Below are 24922 nucleotides of genomic sequence, written 5' to 3'. Positions count from 1 at the left end.
TCTCAAAAACCATAATCATTATGATAAAGTTAAGCTATCTCTCAATCGTGTTTTTGCTGTTTGCCGGCGTGGTTATCTGTGCATTTAAGTCACCAACCGGAGATCATCCGACGCTGGCTGTAGGGGCAGCCGCGCCAGCTTTCAATTTGCCTGGCGTCGATGGCAAAGCCTACACCCTGAACTCGTTTAAAAACGCATCTGTATTGGTGGTCATTTTTACCTGTAACCACTGCCCAACCGCCCAGGCTTACGAAGACAGGATCATTCAGCTTACCAAAGACTACAGCACTAAAGGCGTTGCCGTAGTGGCTATTATGCCAAACGATCCTAATGCTATCAGCCTCGACGAACTCGGTTATACCGATATGAGCGATTCCTTTGCCGAGATGAAAAAACGGGCAGCGGATAAGCATTATAATTTCCCTTATCTGTACGATGGTGCTACCCAGGCGGTTACCAGGGCATATGGCCCTATAGCCACACCACACGTGTTTATATTCAATAAAGCACGGAAACTTTGCTTTTCGGGCAGGATAGATGATGTGGAAAAGCCCGGCAAAACGCCCAATACCCAGGATACCCGCAATGCCATCAATCAGCTCCTGAATAATAAAATGCCGGATGTTAGTACTACGAAGGTCTTTGGCTGCTCCATCAAATGGGCCGAAAAGGAAAACTGGCAGCAGCGGGCTAAAGATGAGTGGGCTAAGGAGCCGGTAAAAATTGACACCATTGGGGTTGCAGGCATTAAAGGGCTGATCAGTAATAAAACGGATAAACTAAGGCTCATCAACGTGTGGGCAACCTGGTGCGGCCCCTGTACTACCGAGTTTCCGGAATTTATCACCATCAACAGGATGTACCGCAAACGTGATTTTGAACTGATAACCATCAGCGCCGATGATCCGGCAAAAATGAACAAAGCACTGAAATTTCTGCAGCAATCACAGGCCTCAGCAACCAACTTTATATTCAATAAGGATGATAAATATAAACTCATTGAGGCTATCGACCCCAAATGGCAGGGTGCCCTGCCCTATACCATGCTGGTAGAACCAAACGGTAAAATTGTTTACGCCAAAGAAGGTATTATTGACCCTGCGGCCTTGAAAAAACTCATCGTTGACAATCAATATATAGGCCGGTATTACTAACTCACAGCTGTTTTAGTTCAAACAAGAAGAGGCCGCCCTGGAGCAGCCTCTTCTTGTTTTGTAGCATTCAATTACAGATTAGTTGTAGCCGGGATTTTGTTTCAGGTTAACCTGGCCGGTTGAGTTTTCAACGTCAATTTGCTTTTGCGGTATGGGAAAATACTCGTTGATCCCTTTATGGAATTGCGCTGTGGGGTTGGTGTAATAAAAGGAGTTCCTGTTTTTTTCTACCTGCTGATAGGTGTTCAGAATTTGCGCCATCGTCCCGGTACCGTTATCCCAGCGTTGCAGATCGAAAAAGCGGTGACCTTCCATGGCCAGTTCAAGGCGGCGCTCAAACTGTACCGCTTTACGGGCATAGGCCTGACCCTGTGTGGTAAAAGTGCCCGTTGGGTAGGCCGACACCTTGTACTTGTCCGCCGGCTTGGTTTGCGAAGAATACTTTGAGTTGCCGGCATTATAGCTTCCGCTGGCGTACACCCAGCCTGCCGGGTCGGCAGCCCGGTTCCTGATCTGGTTTACATATACTTCAGCCTGGTTAAGGCTCCCAATTTCCACCTCACATTCGGCATCCCATAGTATGATATCCGCAAATCTTATAAAATTCACATTGTTGGCATCAATGCTGGTAGCGCCCCAGAAAGCCGTTTCGGTTGAGGAATAAGTACCGGCCTGGCTTTTGGCGTAAACGTTTTTCTTAGGGCTGAACACGCCGTTTGTGGCCGGGTCGCGGATCCACTGTTTGCTATCCGGCCCCCAGTCAAAATAAGGCACGCCGGGCCTGCCCATAGTCCAGTCGATACGGGGATCAAGATTGCCGGTGTATAAATTAGAGGAATCGCTTACCACATTGCCGTTATTCCAGGTATCTAACAACGGCAAGCCATTAGCGTCCGTTTTAAAAGCGTTGGCCAGGTTAAACGAAGGATTATTGAAGCCGCAGCAGCCACCCGGCGCTCCTGGCCCGTTAGGGAAATTTAACACATCTCCATAATTGCCGTTCAGCTGCGAGCCATCATTAACTGAGGCCTGGTAGGCAAAAACAGATTCAGCACTATTTTTTGTGGCTGCATTAAAGTTATCCTCAAAATTTACCAGCGCGTACTTTTGACCGCCGGCTGTCTGACCGCTGCTGATCAGCTGGTCAAGCAGGGGCTTGGCATCAGCATACCGATGCTCGAACATATACACCTTGGCCAGAAACGCCTTCGCTGCTGATTTATTGGCCCTCCCGCGCTGTGGTTGTACTTCTGGCAGATTATCAATGGCAAATTTCAGGTCGGTTTCAATATTGGGCCATATATCTATAAATTTACCACTTTTATCTACATTGGGCACATTCAGGTTATTGTTGGCCACCGAAATGCTTTCATCCACATACGGAAAGTTATTGAATACTATTTTGCCGCCGAAATGATAAAATGCCCTTAAAAAACGCGCCTCGCCGGCAATCACTTTACCATCAGCATCAGAAACATCCTTCACGTTGGGCAAAACACGCAATACTTCATTGCTCCGTTGTATGCCGTCAAAAAGCATTTGCCATTTTTGCTGTACATAGCTGGTATTCGCGGATGATACCGACCAGGTCTGCAGTAAAACCAGGTCAGGCTGGTCTGTAGGCGTCGAGCCTTTGTAGGAATCATCGGCACAAACACTGCCGTAGACCCAGTTGGAGCCGGCGCTGCCATAAGCGAAACCAACAGAGTTGGCCAGGCCTATCTCACCGTCCAGAACAGAGTAAGCACCGATCAGCAATCCCTGAACGCCTGTTAAACTGGTTACGTTTTCAGCGCTCAGGGAGCCCAGGGGCTGCTTATCGAGGAAACTTTTTTTACAACCATAAATGATGATCAGACCGATAAAGCAGAACGGTAAAATAATTTTATATTTCGTTTTCATATCCTGTTTTTTTATTGTTAGCGCACCGGTTAAAATGACATATTGACACCGGCCGTATATGTTTTTTGATTTGCCGGGTAAGCCCCGCCGTCAATGCCGAATAAGGTGCTGGATGTATTGCTGCCCGGCAGTTCGGGATCAAGCCCTGAATATTTGGTTATGGTGAACAAATTAGTGCCCTGGATAAATAACCTGAGCTTTTCGATCCCTATCCTTTTTAACTTAAGGGCGGGGATGGTATAACCGAGCACCATGGTTTTAAACCGGAGGTATGAGCCGCTTTCATCATAATAAGACGAAAACGTGGTGTTACTAAAGTTTGATGAACGTTCCAGCATGGGCACTTTTGCGTTGGGCCGGTCGGGTGTCCAGGAGTTATAAACCGCGTCTTTACTAATGGCTACATCAAACTGTTGCGGGAAATCGGTGGAGGCGCGAACGATGTTCAGCACATCATTACCTACAGAGGCGTACAGGAACAACAGGAAATCAAAGTTTTTATAGGATGCGCCTATATTCAGGCCGCTGGTGAATTTAGGGTTGGGGTTACCAAAAAAGGTCCTGTCGCTGGCATCAATCTTGCCATCGCCGTTAACATCCTGGTACCTGAAACGGCCGGGAGCAGCGGCATCCTGCGTTGGTGCTGAACTAACCTCGGCGGCATTTTGAAAAATGCCTATCACCTTGTAGCCAAAAAATGCCCCGACAGGGTGCCCGGGCTGTAACCTGGAGTAGGTGGTTGAGCTGCCGCCCGAGCCGATGTCGAGATAGGCCGTACCCTTTGGCAGGCTAACCACTTTATTATCATACGTCGTAAAAGTACCGGTAAGGTCCATTTTAAAATCGGTACCGATGGAACCATGGTAAGTAACCGCGGCATCAATCCCTTTATTCTCGATATTCCCGGCATTGATAAAGGGCGCCGCAGCACCCCCTGCCGTTGATGGCAATGCAGCCGGGAACAGCAAACCATTGATGGATTTTTTGTATACTTCGAAAGACATATCCACCTTGTTCTTGATGATCGTTGCGTCGAAGCCTATATTGGTGATGATATCCTCTTCCCAACTGGTATTGGGGTTACCAAACTGGCTGATGTAAAGCCCCTGGGTAGCGTGATTGCTGCTGCCTGCAATATCGTAATACGACAGCACAGCGCCCTGACCGTATAAGGTAAATGCATTGGTAGAGTTGATATTACTGATAGATCCCAGTTTACCCCAGCCGGCGCGGATCTTCAGGTCATTGATCCAGTCCACCTTTTTCATAAACTGTTCACCCGAGATACGCCAGCCGCCGGTAACCGAAGGAAAAACACCGTACCGGTTATTGGTGGCAAATACAGAAGCGCCGTCGCGGCGTAAGGTTCCGCTTAACAGGTATTTATCGTTATAATTATAATCAAACCGCCCGAACAAGGAATATAAAGCCAGCTGATACGGCGTTTGCTGCCCGGCCGGGTTGACAATATTGGCATTGGTTTGTGTGCCCGATTCACCAAAATTCAGCGTCCATAAATTAGGGTCAACCGTAAGGTTATTGGGGTTGGTTAAGTAATAATTCCCCCTGGAGGCCCCTACTGCGTTGCCGAGGTTTTTGATCGCCTCGGAACCGATAAGCACATTAATGCTGTGTTTGCCAAAGGTATCTTTGTAATTGAGGGTATTTGTCCAGGTCCAGCTGGTGCTGAAGCCATAGTTTTCTATATAGCTATTGGGGTTAGTGCTGTTTTCGGCATTTTCGTAGCCTGTAAATACAAAGGCGTTGTTATAAAAATAATCCACGGTACCGCCAAAGCTGCTGCGTGCTGTAAATTTTTTTAAAAAGTCAACCTCGGCATAAGCATTGCCCGAAATCTGCCAGTCGTCATTTTTATAATCTTTGGTACGTTTTTGAATGGCTACCGGGTTGGGTGCGTTTCCTAAACTTTGCGAACCGGCGCCGGCATAATTGCCCATAATATCATAAACCGGTATAATGTTAGGGATCCTGTAAGAGGCGTTGATCGCGTTGGTACTGTTAACGCCCGGCAAATTGGTATAACCCGGGTTTTGCTTGTAAAACGCGTACAGGTTTTCGCCAAGGCGGATATGATCCTTCACCTTATAACTGGTATTTACCCTGAGCGAGTAACGTTTTAGCATGGTTTCAATTAAAGTACCCTGCTGATCAAGATAACCCAGCGAAAACAAATATGCTGACTTATCGGTGCCGCCACTTACTGAAAGGCTATGACTTTGCATAGGGGCGGGTTTGAATATTTCATGAAACCAATCCGTACCCTGCTTATTGGCTTTGGTGATCTGGTTGGAATACAAGGCATACGTATCCGGATTGGTATTCGGGTCACCATTTTTTCCGGCAGTAGGTGTAATATAATCCGGCACAACAGGTTCAGGGCCGCTGCCGTATTGCTTGTGCACCGGTGCAAGCCCGTCGTTTTTATACTCCTGCCAAATGGCTTTGGCCGTTTCGGTAGGATTGGCTAAATTCCATCCTTTAGAGTTAGGACGCTGAGTACCATAATAGGCATCATACGTAATCACAGGCGTGCCAACTTTCCCTTTTTTAGTAGTAACAATAACCACACCGTTTGAACCGCGCACACCATAAATGGCTGCGGAGCCTGCATCCTTCAATACCTGTATGGACTGGATGTCGTTAACGTTAAGATCGTGAAGGCTGCCCGGTGTGCCGTCAACAATCACCAGCGGATCTGTACTGCCTACTGAAGTAATACCCCTGATCTTGATGTTGCTGGCACTGCCTGGTGCGCCCGAGCTCACCACTGTAACGCCCGATGCCTGCCCCTGTAATAAAGATTCAGTTGAACCCGAGGGCACGGCCTTCAGGTTAGTTACATTAACTACTGCAACCGCTCCTGTAATGTCCTTTTTGCGCTGCGAACTATAGCCTGTAACGACCACCTCGTTCAATGAACGTGACGCGGGGTGCAGCTTAATAACCGGCGCAGCAGCATCGCCAACTGTAAATTCCTGCGTATCATAACCGACGTAGGAAACCACCAGTACATCGGTAGCTTTAAGCGTAAGCGTAAAACTCCCGTTAACATCTGTTATCGCACCAAGGCTTGAACCCCTGATCACTACAGAAGCACCGATAACCGGCAATTTGTCGTCAAAACCGAGAACTTTGCCTGTTCTTTTGCTTTGTGCAAAAACAGTAAAGCTCAAAAACAATCCGAGGAAAATAAAACACATTCTCCACACTGTGTAAAATAGTTTATCATACATAAAATAAAATGATAATGGTTAATAATTGATTTTTTAAACCGCGAGTACCCGTTTTATTTTTGCCTGGCAGCATGCTCATCCAGGTGTACATCCCAGGCGGTTGCTTCCTCCGTAACTTCCGGATCATGCGAACAAATGAACAGGCCAAGCAAGGCCTCATCGGGCATGTTGGGCATGATATGCGACCCTACCGTTTTAAGCGGCTCGCCAACATGACCCACCCTCATGATCACCCGCTTGCCTACGCGCTGCAGCTGCACTACTTCAAACTTCTTTTCCGGAAAAAAGATCTCTTCCTGGGGGTCAAGCATGTTAGCGCCGGTTTTTGAACGCCATTGTAAAACGGTTAAACCGTCGCCATGGGTAACGGCGCTCAGGTGGATAGATTTTTCATCTGTTGAGGCCCTGAGCATCCAGCCCACCTTACGGTGCCCGTTGCCTTTATCTCCTTTGAAAGTAAAGTTCGCGGTGGCGGTAAAATCTCCTTTAATCGTCTTATAAACATATTGAAACTCATCGCGGTTGAACCAGATATTATAACCGCTGCCTTTAAGCGTATAGCTATGCGTTACCTTGTCATATTGTGCATTGCCCGGATTTTTCGGGTTGCCGATATCCTTATGGGCTGTAAATACACCAAGTGTGTCGCTTTGGGCACGGACAAGCGCACCATGAAGCATAAGTGCAACAAACAATGTACAGAACAGGCTTAATTTCAATGCCGGATTTTGGCCATAGGAATGGCCGTCAGATTTTTTTTCTTTCATAAAAATTTAGTGTTTAAAGGGTTTGAACTGGCGGGTCGGGAGGTCATCTTCCGGCCATCACAAACCTATGCAGAAAGAAAATAAAACACTGATCAACAGTTGCTTCATCAGTACATCACCTGATAGTATTTTAACATGATGTAGTTTTTTGAGGTACGTCATCACTACATCATTATCACAGTATCCGGCCGGGATCCTGGCAAAATAGCATCATATTGTTGGAGACCGGAATTTTTTCCGCAAAGCTTTTTAGGTCAGCTCCAGTTACAATGGCCTTCTTTTCATCATGATCCAGGTGGAAGTTATGGAGCTTTTGCAACAAATAAGCAAAGTAAACTTCTCCGCAAGCATTAATTTACCTGGGATCATTTTACCAACGTTGTTCATATCGGTAAATACCTGATAAAGCAAGGTCTTTCCTTCATCTTTTATAGCGATATGTTTGCTCTTTTTATCCCGCTGGTTGTCCGATTGCCTGACCGGACCCGCCACGATCAGCCGCCTGAGGAGTTCGCCCCATGATGTTCTTTCATATAGGTTATGGCTGATGAATTCGGCCTTGAGCCGGAACTTACGCGTATTAGAAACCCTGCCCCGTTCCGACATCACCATTTCAGCGGGCATATGGGAAATCTTACGGAACAGATGTCTGTAATAAACGTGTTTCGGGATGATCAATGAAACTTCAGCATGGTTTATTATTACATAATAAGAAATCTCTAAATATAAATCTTAATTGGACGGACAAACCTTCTATTGACTGTTTTTAGACATTAAAATGCCAATAAGCATTATTTTTTATAGCCTGTGCATCGTTATACTTGTAAAAACAATTGTAACCTACTTTATGAACCAAGGTCTGAAAGCAACACTCCTGTCTGTAGTTTTACCGCTATGCATGCAATTAACTGCGCTGAACGCGAGCGCGCAAAATAATACCCTATGGTATAAGCAACCTGCCAAAACATGGACGGAAGCTTTGCCCATAGGAAATGGCCGTTTAGGTGCCATGATTTTTGGCGGCGTTAATGATGAATTGTTGCAGCTTAATGAATCGACTTTATGGTCGGGCGGACCGGTGAAACAAAATGTAAATCCTGAAGCTTTCCAATACCTGGCTCAGGTAAGAGATGCGTTGTTTAAAGGTGATTACCAAAATGCGCGTGAGCTTACCAAGAAAATGCAGGGCTTATATTCTGAAAGCTTCCTGCCTATGGCCGATCTGCATATCAAACAATCATACAATGGCGCTAACGCCGGAAGCTATTACCGCGACCTGAATATTGGTAATGCCGTTGCCACAACAAAATATACAGTTGGCGGTGTAAACTACAAGCGTGAGATCTTTGCTTCCGCACCAGACAAGGTGATCGTGATCCGGTTTACTGCTGATAAGCCCAAACAGTTAAATCTTAAGATCAATACCAGCAGTCAGCTCCGTTTTCAAAAAGAAGTGCTGAATAATAATGTATTACAGCTAAGCGGCAAAGCACCGGCCCATGTCGAACCAAGCTATGTTGACTCAAAAAATCCGATAGTTTATGCCGAGGACGATAAGTGCAGGGGTATGCGTTACGAGGTGCTGGCCAAAGCAGTAAGCGGAGACGGAAAAATAACAGCCGATACAAGTGGTATCACGGTGAAAGGTGCATCGAGCTTAACGCTTTATGTTAGCGCTGCCACCAGTTTCAAAGCTTATAACCAATGCCCCGATGGAGACGAGAAGGTGGCTGAGAAAAATCTCGATAAAGCTGCTGCGAAACCTTATGCTCAATTGCTCGCTGCTCACCTTGCCGATTATCATCATTACTTTAACCGGGTAAACCTGAAATTGAATGATAACAAAGACAGTCATGCTGAGTTACCTACAGATGAGCGGCTTGCACTTTACAATAAAAACCAGGGTGCTGATCCCGGTATTGAAGCTTTGTATTTTCAGTATGGCCGTTACTTGTTAATCAGCAGTTCAAGAACTCCGGGCGTGCCTGCCAACCTGCAAGGTATCTGGAATAAGGAATTACGTGCGCCGTGGAGCTCAAACTATACCAGCAACATCAACGTGCAGATGAACTATTGGATGGCCGAGGATTGTAACCTGTCTGAAATGCATCAGCCTTTATTTGACCTGATCAAGGGGCTGTCAGAAACCGGCACCGAAGTGGCCAAAGATTTTTATCACGCTAAGGGTTGGGTGACGCATCACAATACGGATCTCTGGGCGTTGGCTAACCCGGTAGGGGATCTTGGTCATGGCGACCCTGCATGGGCCAACTGGCCAATGGGGGGCGACTGGCTTACCCGCCACCTTTGGGAACACTATTTATACACCGGTGATAAACAGTTTCTGAAAAATACAGCATACCCTTTGATGAAAGGTGCAGCCGAGTTTACTTTTGATTGGCTGGTGCCTGATGGCCAGGGCCATTTAGTAACCGCGCCGTCCATGTCGCCCGAAAATGATTTTATTTATGCCCCAGGAAAAACGAGTAATGTTTCTGTATCTACCACAATGGATATGGGCATCATCCGCGATCTGTTTGATAACCTCATTGCTGCAAGCAAAGTTTTGGGTGTTGACGCCGCTTTTAGGGATACACTTATCGCCAAAAAAGCTAAACTTATTCCATACCAAATCGGTTCAAAAGGTCAGCTACAGGAATGGTATAAAGATCAGGAATCGTCCGATCCGCATCACCGCCATGTATCGCACTTGTATTCTGTTTATCCTGCTAATGAAATTTCAATAGCCACTAACCCGGAATTAGCGGCAGCAGCGAAACGAACGTTAGAACTACGCGGCGACGAAAGCACCGGCTGGAGCCTGGCCTGGAAGGTAAACCTTTGGGCAAGGCTACAAGATGGCAACCATGCTTACAAGTTATACCGCGACCTGCTGCGCTTAACCGGCGAAAGTGGCTATAACTACAGTGAGGGCGGAGGACTTTATCCAAATATGTTTGATGCACATCCACCTTTCCAGATTGATGGAAACTTTGGCGGTACCTCCGGTCTGGCCGAAATGCTGCTGCAAAGCCAAAATGGTGATGTACAACTGTTGCCAGCCCTGCCGGATGCCTGGGCTAATGGCGAAGTAAAAGGCCTTGTGGCAAGAGGGGCTTTTGTAGTGAACATGAAATGGGCCGCGGGTAGGGTCGTAAATGCCGAAATCTTATCAAAAACAGGAGGCACCTGCCATATCATCTCCAAATCAAAACTCACTGTTAAAGGCTTAAATACCTCAGCGGTAAAAACAAAGGATGGCTATGAGTTGGTGATCAATACTCAAAAGGGCAAATTATACCAATTAGTGAGCAGTTTATGAGCGGCAACGGCGGGGAATTTAAAAAAAAAGCCTCATTAGCTACTGCGCGAACAATGTTTCACTTTGCCTGATCGTCATTCTGGGCCATAGTATGATGACTGTAGATATGGTCACCGTTATCTGTTTTTTCATGGCCATTATGTTCCCAATATCTTAGCAGTGGGCATTAAAGAATTAAAAGAAAATACGGAGTTCGGCAGCAGTCTGATCATTAGGCCTATCGTTGGCGGTGGCATTTTACGAGGCCGTTTTGTTACATCAGTTATACGGTTGATAGTCCATACGGTTATATCGTGCCATTAGTTTGTTTTGCGGTGGTTGCATTTTTTTGGGGAGGAAGGACATCGCGTAAAGCTGAAGCCTGGGTGTTTATCCGCTTATAACGTTTTTTAACATTAGGGCACTCATAGTATATGCAAAAAATAGAATTACCCAAAGTGATTTTCGGGACCAGTGGGTTAGGGAATTTATATGTCGCGCTTTCTGATGAAGCAAAGTGTGCTATTGTTGGCGAAAGTGTAAGATGTTCCTCAAAACCAGTAGTATTTGATTCGGCCGGTAAATATGGCGCCGGGTTAGCGCTGGAATCGCTGAGAAGATCCTTAAAGCATTTGAATGTTAACCCTTCAGAGGTATTGATCAGTAATAAACTGGGCTGGCTGCGTACAGCGTTAAAAACCACCGAACCTACTTTTGAACCCGGCGTATGGCGAGACCTGAAATATGATGCGGTTCAAAAGATAAGTTATGCCGGTATCCTGGAATGTTACGAGCAGGGAAACGAGCTGCTCGGCAACTATCCGGCCCAACTGGTATCAGTACATGACCCGGATGAGTATCTTGCCGCAGCAAAGGATGCGTCTGAGCAAGCACAACGCTATAACGGTATACTGGAAGCTTACCGGGCTTTACATGAATTAAAGGAACAAGGTAAAGTAAAGGCCATTGGTGTAGGTTCCAAGGATTGGAAGACCATTAAAAAAATAACGCTTGATATAAAGCTGGATTGGGTCATGATAGCTAATAGTATGACAATCCACAGTCATCCCGGAGAATTAGTGGAATTTATGCGTGAACTTGAAAAGCAGGAGATCATAATTATTAATTCTGCGGTTTTTAACGGAGGCTTTCTAACAGGATCAGCTTATTATAACTACCAACTGAAGGCCCCATTAAAAGACAAACGCTTTTATAACTGGCGGGAGGTGTTTTATCAGTTATGCACCGATTATGAATTAAAGCCGGTAGAAGTGTGTGTTGTATTTGGGCTCAGTGCTCCTGGCGTAAAGAGTGTTGCGTTAAATACTACCAACGCAGAAAGAATATCACAATATGCAGCTATGACCACTTTGAAAATCCCGGCAGCATTTTGGGAAGATATGATAAAACGAGGCTTAATTGACACGATATTCCCCAACTTTTAATTTAATACAAAATATGAAAAGATACTGCCTGGCACTTGATCTAAAGGACAATCCGCAGCTGATAGCAGAATATGAACATTGGCACAAGGCGGAAAATGGCTGGCCGGAAATACGCAAAAGTATACTTGATGCTAAAATTATAGATATGCAAATCTACCGTACAGGCAACCGCTTATTTATGATCATGGAAACAAGCGACCAATATGAGGCTGCAAAGAAAGAAGAAATGGATGCAGTTAATCCAAAAGTACAGGAATGGGAACAGTTAATGTGGAAATTCCAGCAACCACTACCCTGGGCAAAAGCGGGTGAAAAATGGGTAATTATGGAACAGATTTTTCAGCTTTAAAATAAAAACATCCAAATAATGGTTTTGAAGAAAGTGGCAAATTTACATTTAAGCTTCATGTAAGACCTTTAATAAAGGAATGGTCATGCCCCGATCAGAACTATTAGAATTGATATTTGCAGTATGGACCTGCATACGTTTGAAGGAACACAACTTTATTTTGATTCCCCCGCGTCCCGGGAAAAGAGCTTTCGGGAGAACTGATTGCACGCAACTGCGCACCGTTTTTAAAAAGTGGAGATCGTAGGTTCATCCCATATTTAATGGTGGTATTTGTATTGCCTCCAAATCCGGAAAGTCTAACTGCTGTACACAAATGAAAGCTTGTTATACGTACGGGAACGGAGGAACGGGTCATTGACAAGCTTGGGCTTAAATACTGCCTGTTTTATTTATCCATAAAAATGCCCCCAAATAGTACTTAACTTTTTTGGGGGCCATGTTTTTACTTAAAATCTTCTCTCAAATCTCAAGCGGTATCGCGCAGCAAGCTTATTTATCCTTATACAATCTGAACTGCTTTATCCTCAGGCTGCTTTCATTGACAAACTGCATGGTACACACCACGCCAAGTGAAACCAGTTCTTGCTGTGTTAAACTGAAGGACAAGGTTAGATCTTTATTATTCATGGAGCCGTTAGTAAGCTTGATATTGGCGAGGGAACTGCTGATATCGGCGACGTCCGGAATGAAACCTCCCTTCGCGATACTTAAAAAGGAATTCTCAAGGTTGTTATTGATATTAGATATACTAACAACCAGCCGGTAGGATCCCGGACTTAACAAACCTGTTTGGTATATTTTACCATTGATGATCTGCGGCGTTCCCCAGAATTCAAATGACATGTAATTCTCCGTGCTTGTGTTCAGGTTATCAAGCCCTCCGACGCCGCCATGGTTCTTCTCCGAATCAGTCGTAACCCAGTCCGCGATATCACTCCAGCGTCCGCCATTCTTTCCCGGTTTAAAGGGATATCCGGAGTTCTTGATAATAATCTGATTGGGGTCATCCACTGTTTTCTGAACAGCCGCCGCATAAAATGTATCTATGGCAGTAGAGTCAGGCAAAAACATCGTACGGTAACTGATCGGCGCCGTCGCATCGTAATTGGCCAGGAAGGTGACATTGTCTGATGGTTTGACAATTACTTTATGGCTTACTTTTGCATTATCCTGGTAAGTTACTTCCACCCCAATGGATTGCGCGTCCGAACCATACCAGTTCAAAGCCGTGCTTCCTGCGAGGTCAAACTGCTTTCCGAAACTTTGGACAGCCCTGTTCAACAAGGATTTTTCAAAGGTATCGCCGTAAGCGGAACCCGATACCCTGCTTACAACCGAACGGTTTCCTGCCGCATCATAATCAACCAGCTCAAAGTTATAATTACCTTCTGTCAGGTTAGCAATCATTAAACTATCTCTTTTCGTACTGCTTACAGATTTGCTGACCGTAACATCGACAGAATCAGTTCTGTTGTTCCAGTACACACGTGTCATACTAACCTTTGGATCAGATGTACGCTGCCAAACTAATTTAATCCGTTTTTTTCCTGAATAGGCTGTTACTGAATCGGGCTTGCCGGTATAAAGTACCTCCTTACCCGCGCTGAACTTTTTGTACTCGTCCATTTTCGAACAAGCTGAAAGCATTACGCAGCAAACAGCCGAAATAACGAGTAACCCATATTTTTTCATTGATTTCATTTTTTTTTATTTAGCCCGCTTAAACCGGGTTGCTGTTTAAACCTAATTGTCGTTCCCAAAAAAACTCATCTCCGCAATATGCGCCTGAGGACCCGCGATCCAGTTTTCTAAGATGACAACCCTGATATATCTTACTTTGGGCGCGTCGAGCGGAACGTTCCATTCTTCGCCACGCGCTGCCGCATCCACATCTGCCTGGCTGTTGACACCCGGGGCCTGGCCTGAAGGCTTAACGGAAACACAGGACTTCAGGAGCGTCCAGTTATTAAAGCTGCCGTCTACAGGAGGATTTACCGATCCCCATAGCTCATATCGTTTTGGATTACCGTGATTGAATATATATGGCCCTGGTCTTTGCCATAAAACAAAACGGCTTAATTTGGCCGTTACCCCAAGCTCGAAGGTGATGTGCATTGGCATACCCGCGTCGCCCCGGGAATGCCACATGTTGGCATCAGCTGATATGATTTTATCCCAAAGATTAGAGATCACCAAGCCGTTGCCGTAATCGCCGATGTCTGTCGGCAGGATCACCGTTTTGAATTTCGACTTATCAAGTTCCTTTTCGAAAATCGGCGTCAGCGTTTTAAAAACAGTGTCCGTCCTGTTATTCCACCGGTCACGGATATAAACACCAAAAACGGTTTCTTTGGATGCAAAACCACGTGATGTAAATGAGCCCTGCTTTAACCGGGTATAATTAGTCTCCCTGGTAACAAAATAGCCTAATGAATCTTTATAAGATACCACAATGGCAATATCGGCCTCGTTCGGATTTGAGTAGGTAATATTTATCCCGCCAAAATCTTCCGCCAGTATAAGACTTCCCTTCACACCAAAAACGGGAGGCGCCTGAGCCCGCACATCTAATGTTACCGGGGCCGATTTGTTCTCGCTTCTGTCAACAGCGTATACGGTCATCCGGTGACTGGCCGAATCAGCGAAACCATCAACGATCAGTGAATCGGTATAATAAGAAGCTTTGGACTGGATCACCTTTCCATATTTATTGGTGTACTCTGCCAGCACATACAACAAATCAGGATCCGAGGGTAAAGTATAGGTCAATTTTACGCTACCCGGCCTGCTTTCTGCTTTTACATTGGCAACCGTACCCGGCGCAGTTTTATCACTTTCAACAGGTCTGAGCTGATCCCGTTTACAGCTGTGAAGCGCGGAGGCTGCCAGACATAGCCATATTAATATTTTAAATGTTTTCATGTTTTTATTTTAATACTACCACCCGATGTTTTGAACCAGGTTACGGTTGATTATCAGATTACCTTCACTTATTGGCCAGAAATTATCACGCGGCGCTACAAATTTCTGATTGAAAAGCAGCTTCCGTCTGTAATAAGTAGATGCGTTCGCCTGTTCTATGTCCCAGCCATATACTGCACTATTGAGGGCGGCAGGGGCTTTCTTCCACCTGCGCAGGTCCCAAAAGTTGTGACCTTCAAAGGCAAACTCAATTGATCTTTCCTGCTGGACAATATCCCTGAAACCATCTTTTGTTAAAAACTTTCCGGGATTGGTGGAATAATTGGTCCACGATTCCTGCACGGTGGGAAGCCCGGCCCTGCTCCTGACCAGGTTGATATAATTATATGCTTCGGGAGAAGGACCGCTTTGTTCATTAAGTGCCTCCGCGTACATCAGGTAAACATCGGCCAGGCGTATCATCGGCCAGGCGTAAATTTCCTGGGTGAAACCATAATCAGGCAAGATCACAAAATTCCAGTTTACCAGTTTCTTGGTAAAATAACCGGTGGTTGAATAGCCGTTAGCACCCTTTCTGGATTGGTTCTGGCCAAGTTTAGCCTGTATTTTCCAGGTCCCGTTCTGCATGAACCAGATAGAGCCGTCAAAAGCCATATCCGCGTAAAACCTGGGCTCCCGGTTAAAGTGGAGCCCAACCGTAGTATACCCGTTCTGAAGATAGTCCTGATCGGCGGACGTTGCTGTACGAAGGTTGTTCCTATTGGCGAAGTCCCATGTTTTATCCTCATTGATCGGCACTCCTTTATCAGTATAAAACAATTCGGCCATACCAATTGTGGGCGCGAGTTCTCCTTTTATGGCATCGTTCTGCAGCTTTGAAGGATCAAGCCGGGGTATGGCCCAGCCCTGGATAAAGGAACCTCCGCCGTTTGAAAAGCCCCAGATCAGTTCGTTGCTCCATTTTTCAGCTATGCTGTTGCGAATGGTCATTTCCTGCTTCAACCTCGGCGATAAATTCAGGAGCCCGTTAAACTGGTACAACGCTATACCCGCAGCTTCGCAGCTTTCGATGGCTTCCTTGCATGCTTTGGATGCGCGCTCCCATTTTGCAGGATCGTTGTTGCTGTTAAACAGCGCTGTACCATCATGATTTTTTAGTTGCCCAAAATCGGTATTCCCATTAAAAAGCGGGCTTGCGGCTGTTACTAAAACCCTTGCTTTGATCGATAGCGCAGCGGGTTTGGTTATCCTTCCCAATTCTGAAGACCTGTTCTGGATGATCAGCGGCAGTTTGGCTGATGCAGAATCCAATAGTGAAACAATATAATCCACCACTTTATCCACCGGCTCGCGCAATACCCTTACTTCTTCCGGAGAAGCGGAAATGGGCAGGTTCTTATCCACAATCGGTATCGGTCCGTACATGCGCAGTAAATAAAAATGGTAATAAGCTTTCAGGAACTTGACCTCGGCTGTCCAGCGATCTTTGAGGGAAGGATCCAGATCTGGCACCTTACCCACATTATCCAAAAAGATATTGCAATCCCTTATTGCTTTCCAAAGTGGCTTACCGCCGTTTGTACCGTCCCAAAAATTCAGATAAGGGCTGCTGACGTTTTGATTTCCACGGGCGATTTGCTGCGGTGTAGACGGAAGGGGGTTTCCACTGACGATAGGCCAGTATGTCCAGAATTCATCACCGGCCAGAAATGCAGGGTTGCTGTTGATGTCACTTTCCTGCGGCAGATAAGAATAACAGGTAAACAGGTATTTTTCCGCCTCGTTCCGGCTTGTAAATGAATTATCGATTGTAGCTACATTATCGGGTACTACGTCCAGGAAATCTTTTTTACAGCCCATGGTCAGGCTGAACAGGAAAAGGATATAGTATATTTTTATATTTTTCATCTTTTTAATTTAAAAACCCATTTGAATACCCACGTTAATTACTTTTTGAATGGGGTACCCTAAACCATTCCCTCCCATCTCAATGTCCCAGAGTTTAAAACCGCTGATAGTAGCCAGGTTAGTTCCGCTTACATAGATCCGTGCCCTGTCAAAATGCCAGCGGCTGATCAGCTTTTTAGGCAGCGAATACCCCAGTTCAACAGATTTCAGCCTCAGGAATGCGCCGTTGCGCATAAACCAGCTGCTGGTTTGCGTGTTATTGGCGCTTGCTACACTGTTTAACCTTGGCCATAACGCGTATGAATTCCGGTTTTCCTCAGACCAATGATCATCTGCATAAGCTTGCAAAAGCGCATTCTGGGCGCCGGGCAGGTATGCTGCCCCGGGGGCTGTGTAATTAATAAAGGGTGCTGTGGCATTGGCATCTATCCAAAAAGACGAACGTGCGGAACCTTGAAAGAAAGTAGAGATATCAAAGTTTTTATACCCGGTTGAAAAGCCAAAGCCATAGATTATTTCAGGCACTTCGGGATAACCAAGCGGCACCTGGTCAAGATCGGTGATCTGTCCGTCACCGTTTATATCCCTGTATTTGATGTCTCCTGCCTTGTATTCACCGTACGTTTGTTTGGGCGAATTGGCTACCTCTGCCTCGTCTATGAATAACCGCTCGGCGATAAGACCAAACCTTTGGTTTAGCGAGCGGCCAATGTGAGATTTATACTTTTCGGCATATTCAGGTTCCTCGTAAGCTGTAAATTCACTATGGGCATAGGTAAAATTACCATGCACCTGCAGCCACAACGAGTTACCAAAAGTCTTGTTATAATCGGCCGATATGTCTATTCCGTTCGCTTTGGCCTTTCCAACATTCGCGCGTACGCCTGCAGACAAACCCATGGTGGATGGTATGGATGCCCTGTCCATCAAAATATTGTTCCTTCTTTCCGTAAAATAATCGGCTTGTATTTCCAGGTCGTTAAACAGCCCCAGCTCAAACCCCAGGTTCAGCTTACGTGCGGTTTCCCAGGTGATGTCGCGGTTATCATAACGGTTAACCGTTACGCCCGGCCTGCTGTAATTAAAGTTCTCTCCAAACGTATATCCTTTATTGCCATCATTAATATTCACTTCAGAAAGGTAGAAGAAACGGTCATCAGCGCTGCCTATCGCGTCGTTGCCCACTAATCCATAAGTCCCTTTAAACTTCAGTTTATTAACCACTTGTTTTACAGGGTCCCAAAACTTTTCGTTGGAGATGTAATACCCCAGGCCACCGGCCGGGAAAAAACCATAACGCTGTGTTTTGTAGAAACGTTCCGACCCGTTATATCCAAAATTAGCCTCGGCGAGGAAACGGTTATCAAACGCATAAGTAAACCTGCCTGAAACGCCCTGGTTACGATAAGGCAAGGATTTCTGGAGGGTTCCCTGGTTAGCGAATATTTGATTCCTGCGCTGGTACACCAGCAAACCGGTTATATCGTTCTTTTTGCCTAGTTTAATGTTATAATTTACAGCCGCTTCAACATAGGTTGATGAGTTGATATCTTTGATACCTTCGCTGTAATTCAGGTATTCTGTTGCGGTTGTTTCGTTCAGGCTGGTTAAAGCGTAGGTATTGGTCTGCCTGTTATAACCTGAAGCACTATAATAATAAGGGTTATAATTACGTACGATATCAAAATAGGAATACCGCTGCGTATTGAACATACCACGGACGGAAAGTCCCGGCGTGATAAACTTCAGGTCCTGCTTTAATTCAAACTGGGCGTTTAAGGTCGACCTGGAGTAATCTTTATAACCCTTAACCATATCCGCGTACGGATTGATTAAAAAAGTTCCGTTTGAATTATCGTTCCCGAACAGTATATGATTCGTATTGGGTTTTTGATCGGCCGGGTAATAGGCCGGATATAAAACCGGGTTAGCCTGAAGTATTTTTGAGTATACGCCGCTTCCCCCGTCAATAGGACCGGTATAATCATCAAAACTTCCCGACAGCCTGACGATCACCTCGGTTGTTTTGGTCATGTTAATATTCACATTGGAGCGCAGCTGGTATGATTTGAGGTTAACATTACTATTGAAATTGTTCCTTTTATCTACTTTTAATATACCGTTGTCCTGATTGGCAGTTGCGGCTATGTAATATCGCGCCACGGTACCGCCGCCGCTGGCATTGAAATTGAGACGCTGATTGTTGGTGTTCTTCCTGATCAGCTGATCAAGCCAGTCGTTGGCAGGGTACACGTAAGGATTTAATCCGGCAACCGTATTATCAATTTTATTTTGAGAGTAAGGCAAAATGCCCAGCGGATTTCTTGTCAGCACCGCCTCGTTACCCAGCTGCATATAGGTGATCGGGTCGGCCAGTTTTACCTGCCTGGTATTGGAGGAATTGGAATTTTCAAACCGGACAGAAATTTTGGCCGGCCCCTCCTTCCCTGATTTGGTGGTTACAAGTATGACGCCATTTGCACCCCTGGCGCCATATAAAGAGGTGGCGGTAGCATCTTTCATAATTGAAAAACTCGCGATATCGTCCGGCTGTAACCTGGCCAGGTCGGTAGCCGATACCTCTATCCCGTCTATCATCAGCAGCGGATCTTTTTTATACCCGAAAGTGGTAACCCCCCTGATAAAAAAGGCAGCGTTATCCTGCCCGGGTTCACCGCTCCGCTGATAGGAAATAATACCCGCCAGCCTGCCGGCAAGCGCGGTGGTCAGGTTACTGGAGGGTATTTTCAGATCTTTAGGGCTTATCGTCGTAATAGAACTCACCATACTGGATTTCTTTTGCGTTCCGTAGGCCACGATAGCAACTTCGTTCAGCTTATTATCCATTGGTGTAAGCTCTATATTGATCACGCCTTCGCCATTGATTTGTATCTCCCGGCTTTCAAAGCCAACCATGCTAAAAATCAGTACGCCGTTTGCGGGCGCTTTAATTGTATACCGTCCGCTGGTATTGGTTTGAGTGGCCCGTCGCTGATCGGATTTCAGGGTTACGTTAACACCCGGTAACACGCTGATCTGATCTTTTACAACGCCGGTTATGGTGATATCCTCCGACGCCCTTTTTACAGGTTCGATACGATCCGGCTTTGGTGCTATGATGATATAACCATCTTCAACCGAATAACCCAGATTTGTTTTTGCCAGCAACAGATCAAGCAGGTCCGAAACCGTATGAGGACCGGCCGGCACATCAACCCTGACATAAGGACTAACTTCGGCGGCCTTATAGGCAAATCGAAATGAAGTTTGCGCTTCTATACTTTTCAGAGCCGCAGACAGGCTGTTGCCCGTGGTGGCCAGTTCTACCTTTACATCTTTAATACGCTGTTGCGCTTCGGCCCTCCAGGCCATTGCCAGGGTTAAACATATCAGTAAAACAACCGTTTTAAAGCTGATGCGGCCTTTAAACAACAGGCCAGGCTTTATAGGAATGAAATTTCCAAGTGTTATAATAGTACTTCGAATAGTAAAAAAATTCATAAATTTGACTTGATTTTAAATAATTAAACTGTTTAGGATTAATATGATCAGATCGCTATTGGCACCTGATCGTGTAAAAGCTATCATGATGGCCGTCATGATGGCTTTTTTTGATGGATCACACCGGCGGAGATTTAAATAAGGTCATGTATCTGCGTTTGATTGGTTTAATTTGATATCATTTACAGCCGTTACCGGATAGGTATACATTCTTATCTGTTACCTGGTAGGTGAAATTGTTAAGCCTGCTGATTATACTCATCACCTGGGTAAATTTCACATTACCCGGAAAGGTTGCTACCAGGCGGCATTTTTTTAACCCGGGATTTTTAAAAATTATTTTCACGTTGAACCAGCGCGAAATACGGATAGCTGCTTCTTCCATAGTTACATCATTTAATACAAGTTCCCCATTAGTCCAGGCAGTATAAGCCCCTGCATCAACGACATGTTGTTCCGCAATTTTGCTAACTGTATTAAAGTCCAATTGCTTATTACGGCTGAGCATACCTAATTGCCTGCCTTCATGCTGCACGCTGACCATTCCTCTTGTCACTGTAACTTCAATCACCTGGGGTTTATAGGTGGAGATATTGAATGCAGTACCCAAAACCTGTGTACTTACTTTACCGGTAAACACTTTAAAAGGCTTTTTTTCGTCGTGCAGTACATCGAAAAAGGCTTCGCCATCCAGTTGTACATCACGGCTATGACCTTCAAAGTTTTTAGGGAAGCGGATCTGGCTGCCGGCATTAAGCCAGACTTCAGATCCATCCGGCAAATTGATTTTCAGGCGCTCACCGGCTAACGTTCTATATTCAGAATACGCTACGACTGCAGGGCTGCTGAAAAACAGTTTTTGCGTAGTTTTGGTTAGCGCGGCAATTAATAAAACTGATGCAGCTATACTTTTCCAATAATAAGGCCTGTGCCATAAGGACCTTTTATCGACATTCTTTGCAGCGATGAATTGCTTACTGGCAAGAATCTGCTCATAAACCGCATCCGACCGGAGTTTTGTAAACAAAACCAGGTTACCGGGATCTTCCCATACAGAATCCATAAACTTTTTAATAACAGCCTCATACGCCGGGTTGATGACGATGATCTTCAATTCCGCATATTCCTGTTCGGTTATATAGTTTTCAATAAATTTTTTCAACAGCGTTAAAACATAGATATCATCCATGGTTAGTTAGGTTAAATGGTTCACAGCTAATGCCTGCGGGTAATTGGTAATGCTAATTGGTTAAATTGGCTGATTATATAGTTAATACACGCCAAAAGAGATGAACCACTAACGGGCCTGATTTTTTTTTACCGGCGGAGGAGGATTATAAAAAACTACCGCAAAAAGAAAAGGAATATAAAGAAGAAAATATCAGACTCCCTGAACCGGGCCTGCAACTTTTTGAGTGCAGCACTGATGTGATTCTGAATCGTGTTTTCAGACAGGTTCATCCGTTCCGCTATCTGTTTATGGGACAAACCCTGGTACCTGCTCAGACGAAAGGCTTCCTGTTGTTTAGCGGGCAATTGGGTTACTATGGCATTGGCGGCACAGGAAAGGTCGCTGAAAATAATGGTGTCTTCCGTTTCATTATGAAAAACCAGCGCTGACCGGCTAACCTGGTCAAAAGCCATTTGCGAGGTTGCCAGATGACGGAGCATGTTTAACGATAGCCTGCGGGTAATGGTATATAAATAGGCACCTAATGGATAAGCTTCATTTAACCGCGCGCGGGTTATCCACAGCGAAATCATCGTTTCCTGTACTACTTCTTCGCACAGCTCCGGATTTTTAAGGAACCGATAGGCAAAACTATACAACCGTGCACTGTAGGTGTCATAAACCTTACGGAATGCCGTTTCATTCCCTTCGCGAACGGCAATAACTACGCCCACATCAACTTCCTGGACTTTTTTCATTCGGCACCTATTATGCTAAGAATACCTGGTTCTATTATCCTTTGATTGAGATCAACGATCTTCAGGCCTAATAAACCTATAAGGGAAATAACAGCAGCAATCAGGACGAAAGCTCGAAATGTTTTAGCAAAATCCGGGGCGGGCTGGAGTACCTGCTTCATTATATCACCCACGGCCGGAAGTGTGTGGCTCAAACCGGGATACGGAACGTCGGTGCCTAAAGCATCATTACGTGACGTATGTGCTAAGTTAACCGGCAGCGTCGCAATCTTCCTTACCGTACGCAAAAAGACAATACTTGCCAAACAATACTTAATCATCTTTTTGGGGTTCAAATACATCATTCCGGACAGGCAATTAAAATTTGTATATGGTTGCAGATAAAAAAGGAGGGCTACAGTTCATAATTGCCGGTGAAATAAATAGGCAGTCAGGTATCTTATCCCTTCGTATCAAGGAAAACATGTTGTTATTGATCCTGTTACTGATTAAAGCAGGTAACTTTGAGATGATTATTCATAAATAAGAGCGCACTGACGGCAAAAGCAGGTCTGATGAGAATTTTTTGTTTCATAAATTTTCAAAACTGTAATTGATCAGAATTAGGCTTCTGCTCAGGTTTAAAAAGAATTGGTTTACAGCTCGAATTTATACGAATCGAAAACTTTAAATAGGTTCATTTTGATAAAACAGTTATACAAAATGATAAATAAGGGCATTTTTTTCCAAAAATACCTTATGCTGATTTTTAGTTGTTATATGAATACTTATTAGTAAAAACGAGTACCCGGATTCTAACGAAAACGCTACAACCCACCTTTATTACGGCCCGGACCCGGTAGGCTACCCTGTTCATCAATCTCGTAGTGGAAGTAATCTACATTGATGCAGCCTTTGTTTTCCCGGTCGTTGTAATTATAAATACCGATCCTGTCACCCCTATACGAACCCCAGGTCAATTGATATACAGGCCCAAATCGCTTAAAAATATACCCATCTAAACTGTAATAAAACTGGCTAAGCCCATCAAGTCCCCAGGTCGACCGCAACCATATGTTACGGCCTTTGATTTCCGGACCGGATAACCGGACCTTTTCATTTTTAAATTCCAAACAGCGGCGTTTACGGCTATAGTTAATGCCGATCTGCGCAAAATGAGGATTAGTGAAATGGCATAAGCCAGCCTTCTCCCCATCAGTCATACGGCTGATCTCTATTTTAATGGTGACACTATTGTATGGTGTCCGGAAACAACGCTGGGTCAGGGTATTACCTGCTTTTAGCAAATCATCAGGACGAAGTGGCTTAAAGGCATGTAAACTTAACCAGCCGGGCTTTTGTGATAAGGACCATTTGTCTGCTTTCGGCTGATAGTTCCATTCCCATTGAGGAGGCAATTGGGATTCTTCGAACTCGTCATCCGTTTGGAGGATAACCTTAGCGGTATCCTTTACCGGCATTTTACCTGCCCATACCATGTTCCCGATACCATCTGCACCCGGTTTTCCGATAACAGGCCATCCATTTGCCCAGGTAACAGGTAAAAGGCTCAGTACCCGTCCTGACCAGTCACCGGAACCATGATGAGTTAAAAAATACCATTTACCGTCCTGTGTCTGCAGAAGCCCACCCTGGTTGGGTTCGTTAAATTGCTTCTCAGCATGATTGAGCTGCTTTGATTCTATATATGGACCAAATATATTTTTGGAGCGCTCCATCATCACGACCCGGCCCTCGGGCTTAACTTCACTGAAAAAATGATAATACCAGCCATTTATTTTGTATAGTTTGTTGGCCTCGCTTCCAGGTGACTGATGAATAACCTGATCGGATGCTTTTACAATATCACGCCCGTCCGCCGTTAATTTGAACAAGTGTATTTTATAATCGTCCGCATAATTTGTTCCAATCAGATACCCTTGCCCGTCATCATCCCAGAAAGGGCAGCAATCGTCCCATCCCGGCGAAGATAATACCTGATGTAATGGCTCCCAGGGACCGGCAGGATCTCTGGCAGTGGTCATAAAATAGCCTTCATCTGGCGTGCCGAAATAAACCCAGAACTTACCGTGGTGATAACGGATAGCGCCTGCCCAGATTCCCTTGCCGTAGCGGTTCATTTTATCCCAGTTCATTTCGGGGCTTAGCTGGTTCAGGTTGTTTACCGCATGGCCCAGTACTGACCAGTTTACCAGATCGTTAGAATGCAGGATCACAACTCCCGGCGAAAACTGAAAAGTTGATGATATTGCATAGTAATCATCATTCACACGAATGCAATCCGGGTCACTATAATCCGCCGGCAATACCGGGTTTCGGTAAGTTCCGTTACGCTGATCCCCCCACTTTAACCAATTGCCCCATTTTACGCTGTCGTCAACGCCTTGGGCATAAGCAACTGGATTAGCGCAAACCGTAATGAAACAAAAACAGGTGAGCGCACGAAAGATTGAGAATTTACTGATCATACTGGCAATTGATAATAAA

The 24922-nt window shown here is 45.2% G+C and carries 17 protein-coding genes; 5 read left to right on the top strand and 12 right to left on the bottom strand.

Annotation, left to right across the window (positions count from 1 at the left end; genetic code table 11):
- The first annotated feature begins 20 nt into the window (after positions 1-20).
- The gene (locus tag FSB76_RS22475; RefSeq protein WP_147057348.1) at positions 21-1154 is read left to right on the top strand and encodes a redoxin family protein; all 1134 of its coding nucleotides are present in this window, start codon (positions 21-23) and stop codon (positions 1152-1154) included.
- A gap of 78 nt (positions 1155-1232) precedes the next feature.
- Here FSB76_RS22475 and FSB76_RS22470 read toward each other — a convergent pair whose 3' ends face one another.
- The 4 genes from FSB76_RS22470 to FSB76_RS22455 all read right to left on the bottom strand — a co-directional run bounded on the left by FSB76_RS22470 (position 1233) and on the right by FSB76_RS22455 (position 7701).
- Positions 1233-3056 carry a RagB/SusD family nutrient uptake outer membrane protein gene (locus FSB76_RS22470; RefSeq protein ID WP_147057346.1) on the bottom strand — a complete coding sequence of 608 codons (1824 nt, stop codon included), beginning with the start codon at positions 3054-3056 and terminating at the stop codon, positions 1233-1235.
- A gap of 29 nt (positions 3057-3085) precedes the next feature.
- Complete coding sequence (locus tag FSB76_RS22465; RefSeq protein ID WP_147057344.1) at positions 3086-6310, bottom strand: SusC/RagA family TonB-linked outer membrane protein; 3225 nt, start codon at positions 6308-6310, stop codon at positions 3086-3088.
- Positions 6311-6363: 53 nt separating this feature from the next.
- Positions 6364-7077 carry a hypothetical protein gene (locus FSB76_RS22460; protein ID WP_147057342.1) on the bottom strand — a complete coding sequence of 238 codons (714 nt, stop codon included), beginning with the start codon at positions 7075-7077 and terminating at the stop codon, positions 6364-6366.
- 264 nt (positions 7078-7341) lie between these two features.
- Entirely contained in the window at positions 7342-7701 is a 360-nt protein-coding gene (locus tag FSB76_RS22455; protein WP_158642956.1) for a hypothetical protein, read from the bottom strand.
- Positions 7702-7924: 223 nt separating this feature from the next.
- Here FSB76_RS22455 and FSB76_RS22450 point away from each other — a divergent pair, with 223 nt between their 5' ends.
- The 3 genes from FSB76_RS22450 (at position 7925) to FSB76_RS22440 (ending at position 12172) form a co-directional block, all read left to right on the top strand.
- Positions 7925-10399, top strand: a complete 2475-nt coding sequence (locus tag FSB76_RS22450) for a glycoside hydrolase family 95 protein (protein ID WP_225976279.1) — start codon at positions 7925-7927, stop codon at positions 10397-10399.
- A gap of 413 nt (positions 10400-10812) precedes the next feature.
- A complete protein-coding gene (locus tag FSB76_RS22445; RefSeq protein WP_147057338.1) occupies positions 10813-11823 on the top strand; it encodes an aldo/keto reductase in 1011 nt (336 codons plus the stop codon).
- Positions 11824-11836: 13 nt separating this feature from the next.
- The gene (locus FSB76_RS22440; protein WP_147057336.1) at positions 11837-12172 is read left to right on the top strand and encodes an L-rhamnose mutarotase; all 336 of its coding nucleotides are present in this window, start codon (positions 11837-11839) and stop codon (positions 12170-12172) included.
- Between the two features lie 492 nt (positions 12173-12664).
- Here the strand turns inward: FSB76_RS22440 and FSB76_RS22435 are convergent, their stop codons facing one another.
- From FSB76_RS22435 to FSB76_RS22405, 7 genes are all read right to left on the bottom strand, one after another.
- Positions 12665-13876, bottom strand: a complete 1212-nt coding sequence (locus tag FSB76_RS22435; RefSeq protein ID WP_147057334.1) for a DUF4998 domain-containing protein — start codon at positions 13874-13876, stop codon at positions 12665-12667.
- Positions 13877-13918: 42 nt separating this feature from the next.
- The gene (locus FSB76_RS22430) at positions 13919-15097 is read right to left on the bottom strand and encodes a DUF5000 domain-containing lipoprotein (protein WP_147057332.1); all 1179 of its coding nucleotides are present in this window, start codon (positions 15095-15097) and stop codon (positions 13919-13921) included.
- Positions 15098-15112: 15 nt separating this feature from the next.
- Entirely contained in the window at positions 15113-17005 is a 1893-nt protein-coding gene (locus FSB76_RS22425; RefSeq protein WP_147057330.1) for a RagB/SusD family nutrient uptake outer membrane protein, read from the bottom strand.
- 9 nt (positions 17006-17014) lie between these two features.
- The gene (locus FSB76_RS22420) at positions 17015-20506 is read right to left on the bottom strand and encodes a TonB-dependent receptor (protein WP_225976278.1); all 3492 of its coding nucleotides are present in this window, start codon (positions 20504-20506) and stop codon (positions 17015-17017) included.
- 178 nt (positions 20507-20684) lie between these two features.
- Entirely contained in the window at positions 20685-21695 is a 1011-nt protein-coding gene (locus FSB76_RS22415; RefSeq protein ID WP_147057328.1) for a FecR family protein, read from the bottom strand.
- 155 nt (positions 21696-21850) lie between these two features.
- Entirely contained in the window at positions 21851-22435 is a 585-nt protein-coding gene (locus tag FSB76_RS22410) for an RNA polymerase sigma-70 factor (RefSeq protein ID WP_147057326.1), read from the bottom strand.
- A complete protein-coding gene (locus FSB76_RS22405) occupies positions 22432-22779 on the bottom strand; it encodes a hypothetical protein (protein WP_147057325.1) in 348 nt (115 codons plus the stop codon). Before FSB76_RS22405 ends, FSB76_RS22410 begins: the two co-directional genes overlap by 4 nt.
- 26 nt (positions 22780-22805) lie before the next feature.
- Between FSB76_RS22405 and FSB76_RS32230 the strand changes: the two genes are divergently transcribed.
- Positions 22806-22961, top strand: coding sequence for a hypothetical protein (locus FSB76_RS32230; RefSeq protein WP_158642955.1), 156 nt, complete (start codon positions 22806-22808; stop codon positions 22959-22961).
- 280 nt (positions 22962-23241) lie between these two features.
- Here the strand turns inward: FSB76_RS32230 and FSB76_RS22400 are convergent, their stop codons facing one another.
- Positions 23242-24903 (bottom strand): glycoside hydrolase family 43 protein, encoded by a 1662-nt coding sequence (locus tag FSB76_RS22400; RefSeq protein WP_147057323.1) that lies wholly within the window; start codon positions 24901-24903, stop codon positions 23242-23244.
- Positions 24904-24922: the final 19 nt, after the last annotated feature.

This window comes from Mucilaginibacter ginsenosidivorax (assembly GCF_007971525.1).
GTDB lineage: Bacteria > Bacteroidota > Bacteroidia > Sphingobacteriales > Sphingobacteriaceae > Mucilaginibacter > Mucilaginibacter ginsenosidivorax.
The sequence above is the reverse complement of the archived record's forward strand: the minus strand, read 5'-3'. Positions and strand labels throughout refer to the sequence as shown.

Excerpts from the sequence above, each read along its gene's own strand:
- FSB76_RS22475 (WP_147057348.1), top strand. The coding sequence starts at position 21 with ATGATAAAGTTAAGCTATCTCTCAATCGTGTTTTTGCTGTTTGCCGGC.
- FSB76_RS22470 (WP_147057346.1), bottom strand. The coding sequence starts at position 3,056 with ATGAAAACGAAATATAAAATTATTTTACCGTTCTGCTTTATCGGTCTG.
- FSB76_RS22465 (WP_147057344.1), bottom strand. The coding sequence starts at position 6,310 with ATGTATGATAAACTATTTTACACAGTGTGGAGAATGTGTTTTATTTTC.
- FSB76_RS22460 (WP_147057342.1), bottom strand. The coding sequence starts at position 7,077 with ATGAAAGAAAAAAAATCTGACGGCCATTCCTATGGCCAAAATCCGGCA.
- FSB76_RS22455 (WP_158642956.1), bottom strand. The coding sequence starts at position 7,701 with ATGCCCGCTGAAATGGTGATGTCGGAACGGGGCAGGGTTTCTAATACG.
- FSB76_RS22450 (WP_225976279.1), top strand. The coding sequence starts at position 7,925 with ATGAACCAAGGTCTGAAAGCAACACTCCTGTCTGTAGTTTTACCGCTA.
- FSB76_RS22445 (WP_147057338.1), top strand. The coding sequence starts at position 10,813 with ATGCAAAAAATAGAATTACCCAAAGTGATTTTCGGGACCAGTGGGTTA.
- FSB76_RS22440 (WP_147057336.1), top strand. The coding sequence starts at position 11,837 with ATGAAAAGATACTGCCTGGCACTTGATCTAAAGGACAATCCGCAGCTG.
- FSB76_RS22435 (WP_147057334.1), bottom strand. The coding sequence starts at position 13,876 with ATGAAATCAATGAAAAAATATGGGTTACTCGTTATTTCGGCTGTTTGC.
- FSB76_RS22430 (WP_147057332.1), bottom strand. The coding sequence starts at position 15,097 with ATGAAAACATTTAAAATATTAATATGGCTATGTCTGGCAGCCTCCGCG.
- FSB76_RS22425 (WP_147057330.1), bottom strand. The coding sequence starts at position 17,005 with ATGAAAAATATAAAAATATACTATATCCTTTTCCTGTTCAGCCTGACC.
- FSB76_RS22420 (WP_225976278.1), bottom strand. The coding sequence starts at position 20,506 with ATGAATTTTTTTACTATTCGAAGTACTATTATAACACTTGGAAATTTC.
- FSB76_RS22415 (WP_147057328.1), bottom strand. The coding sequence starts at position 21,695 with ATGGATGATATCTATGTTTTAACGCTGTTGAAAAAATTTATTGAAAAC.
- FSB76_RS22410 (WP_147057326.1), bottom strand. The coding sequence starts at position 22,435 with ATGAAAAAAGTCCAGGAAGTTGATGTGGGCGTAGTTATTGCCGTTCGC.
- FSB76_RS22405 (WP_147057325.1), bottom strand. The coding sequence starts at position 22,779 with ATGATGTATTTGAACCCCAAAAAGATGATTAAGTATTGTTTGGCAAGT.
- FSB76_RS32230 (WP_158642955.1), top strand. The coding sequence starts at position 22,806 with ATGGTTGCAGATAAAAAAGGAGGGCTACAGTTCATAATTGCCGGTGAA.
- FSB76_RS22400 (WP_147057323.1), bottom strand. The coding sequence starts at position 24,903 with ATGATCAGTAAATTCTCAATCTTTCGTGCGCTCACCTGTTTTTGTTTC.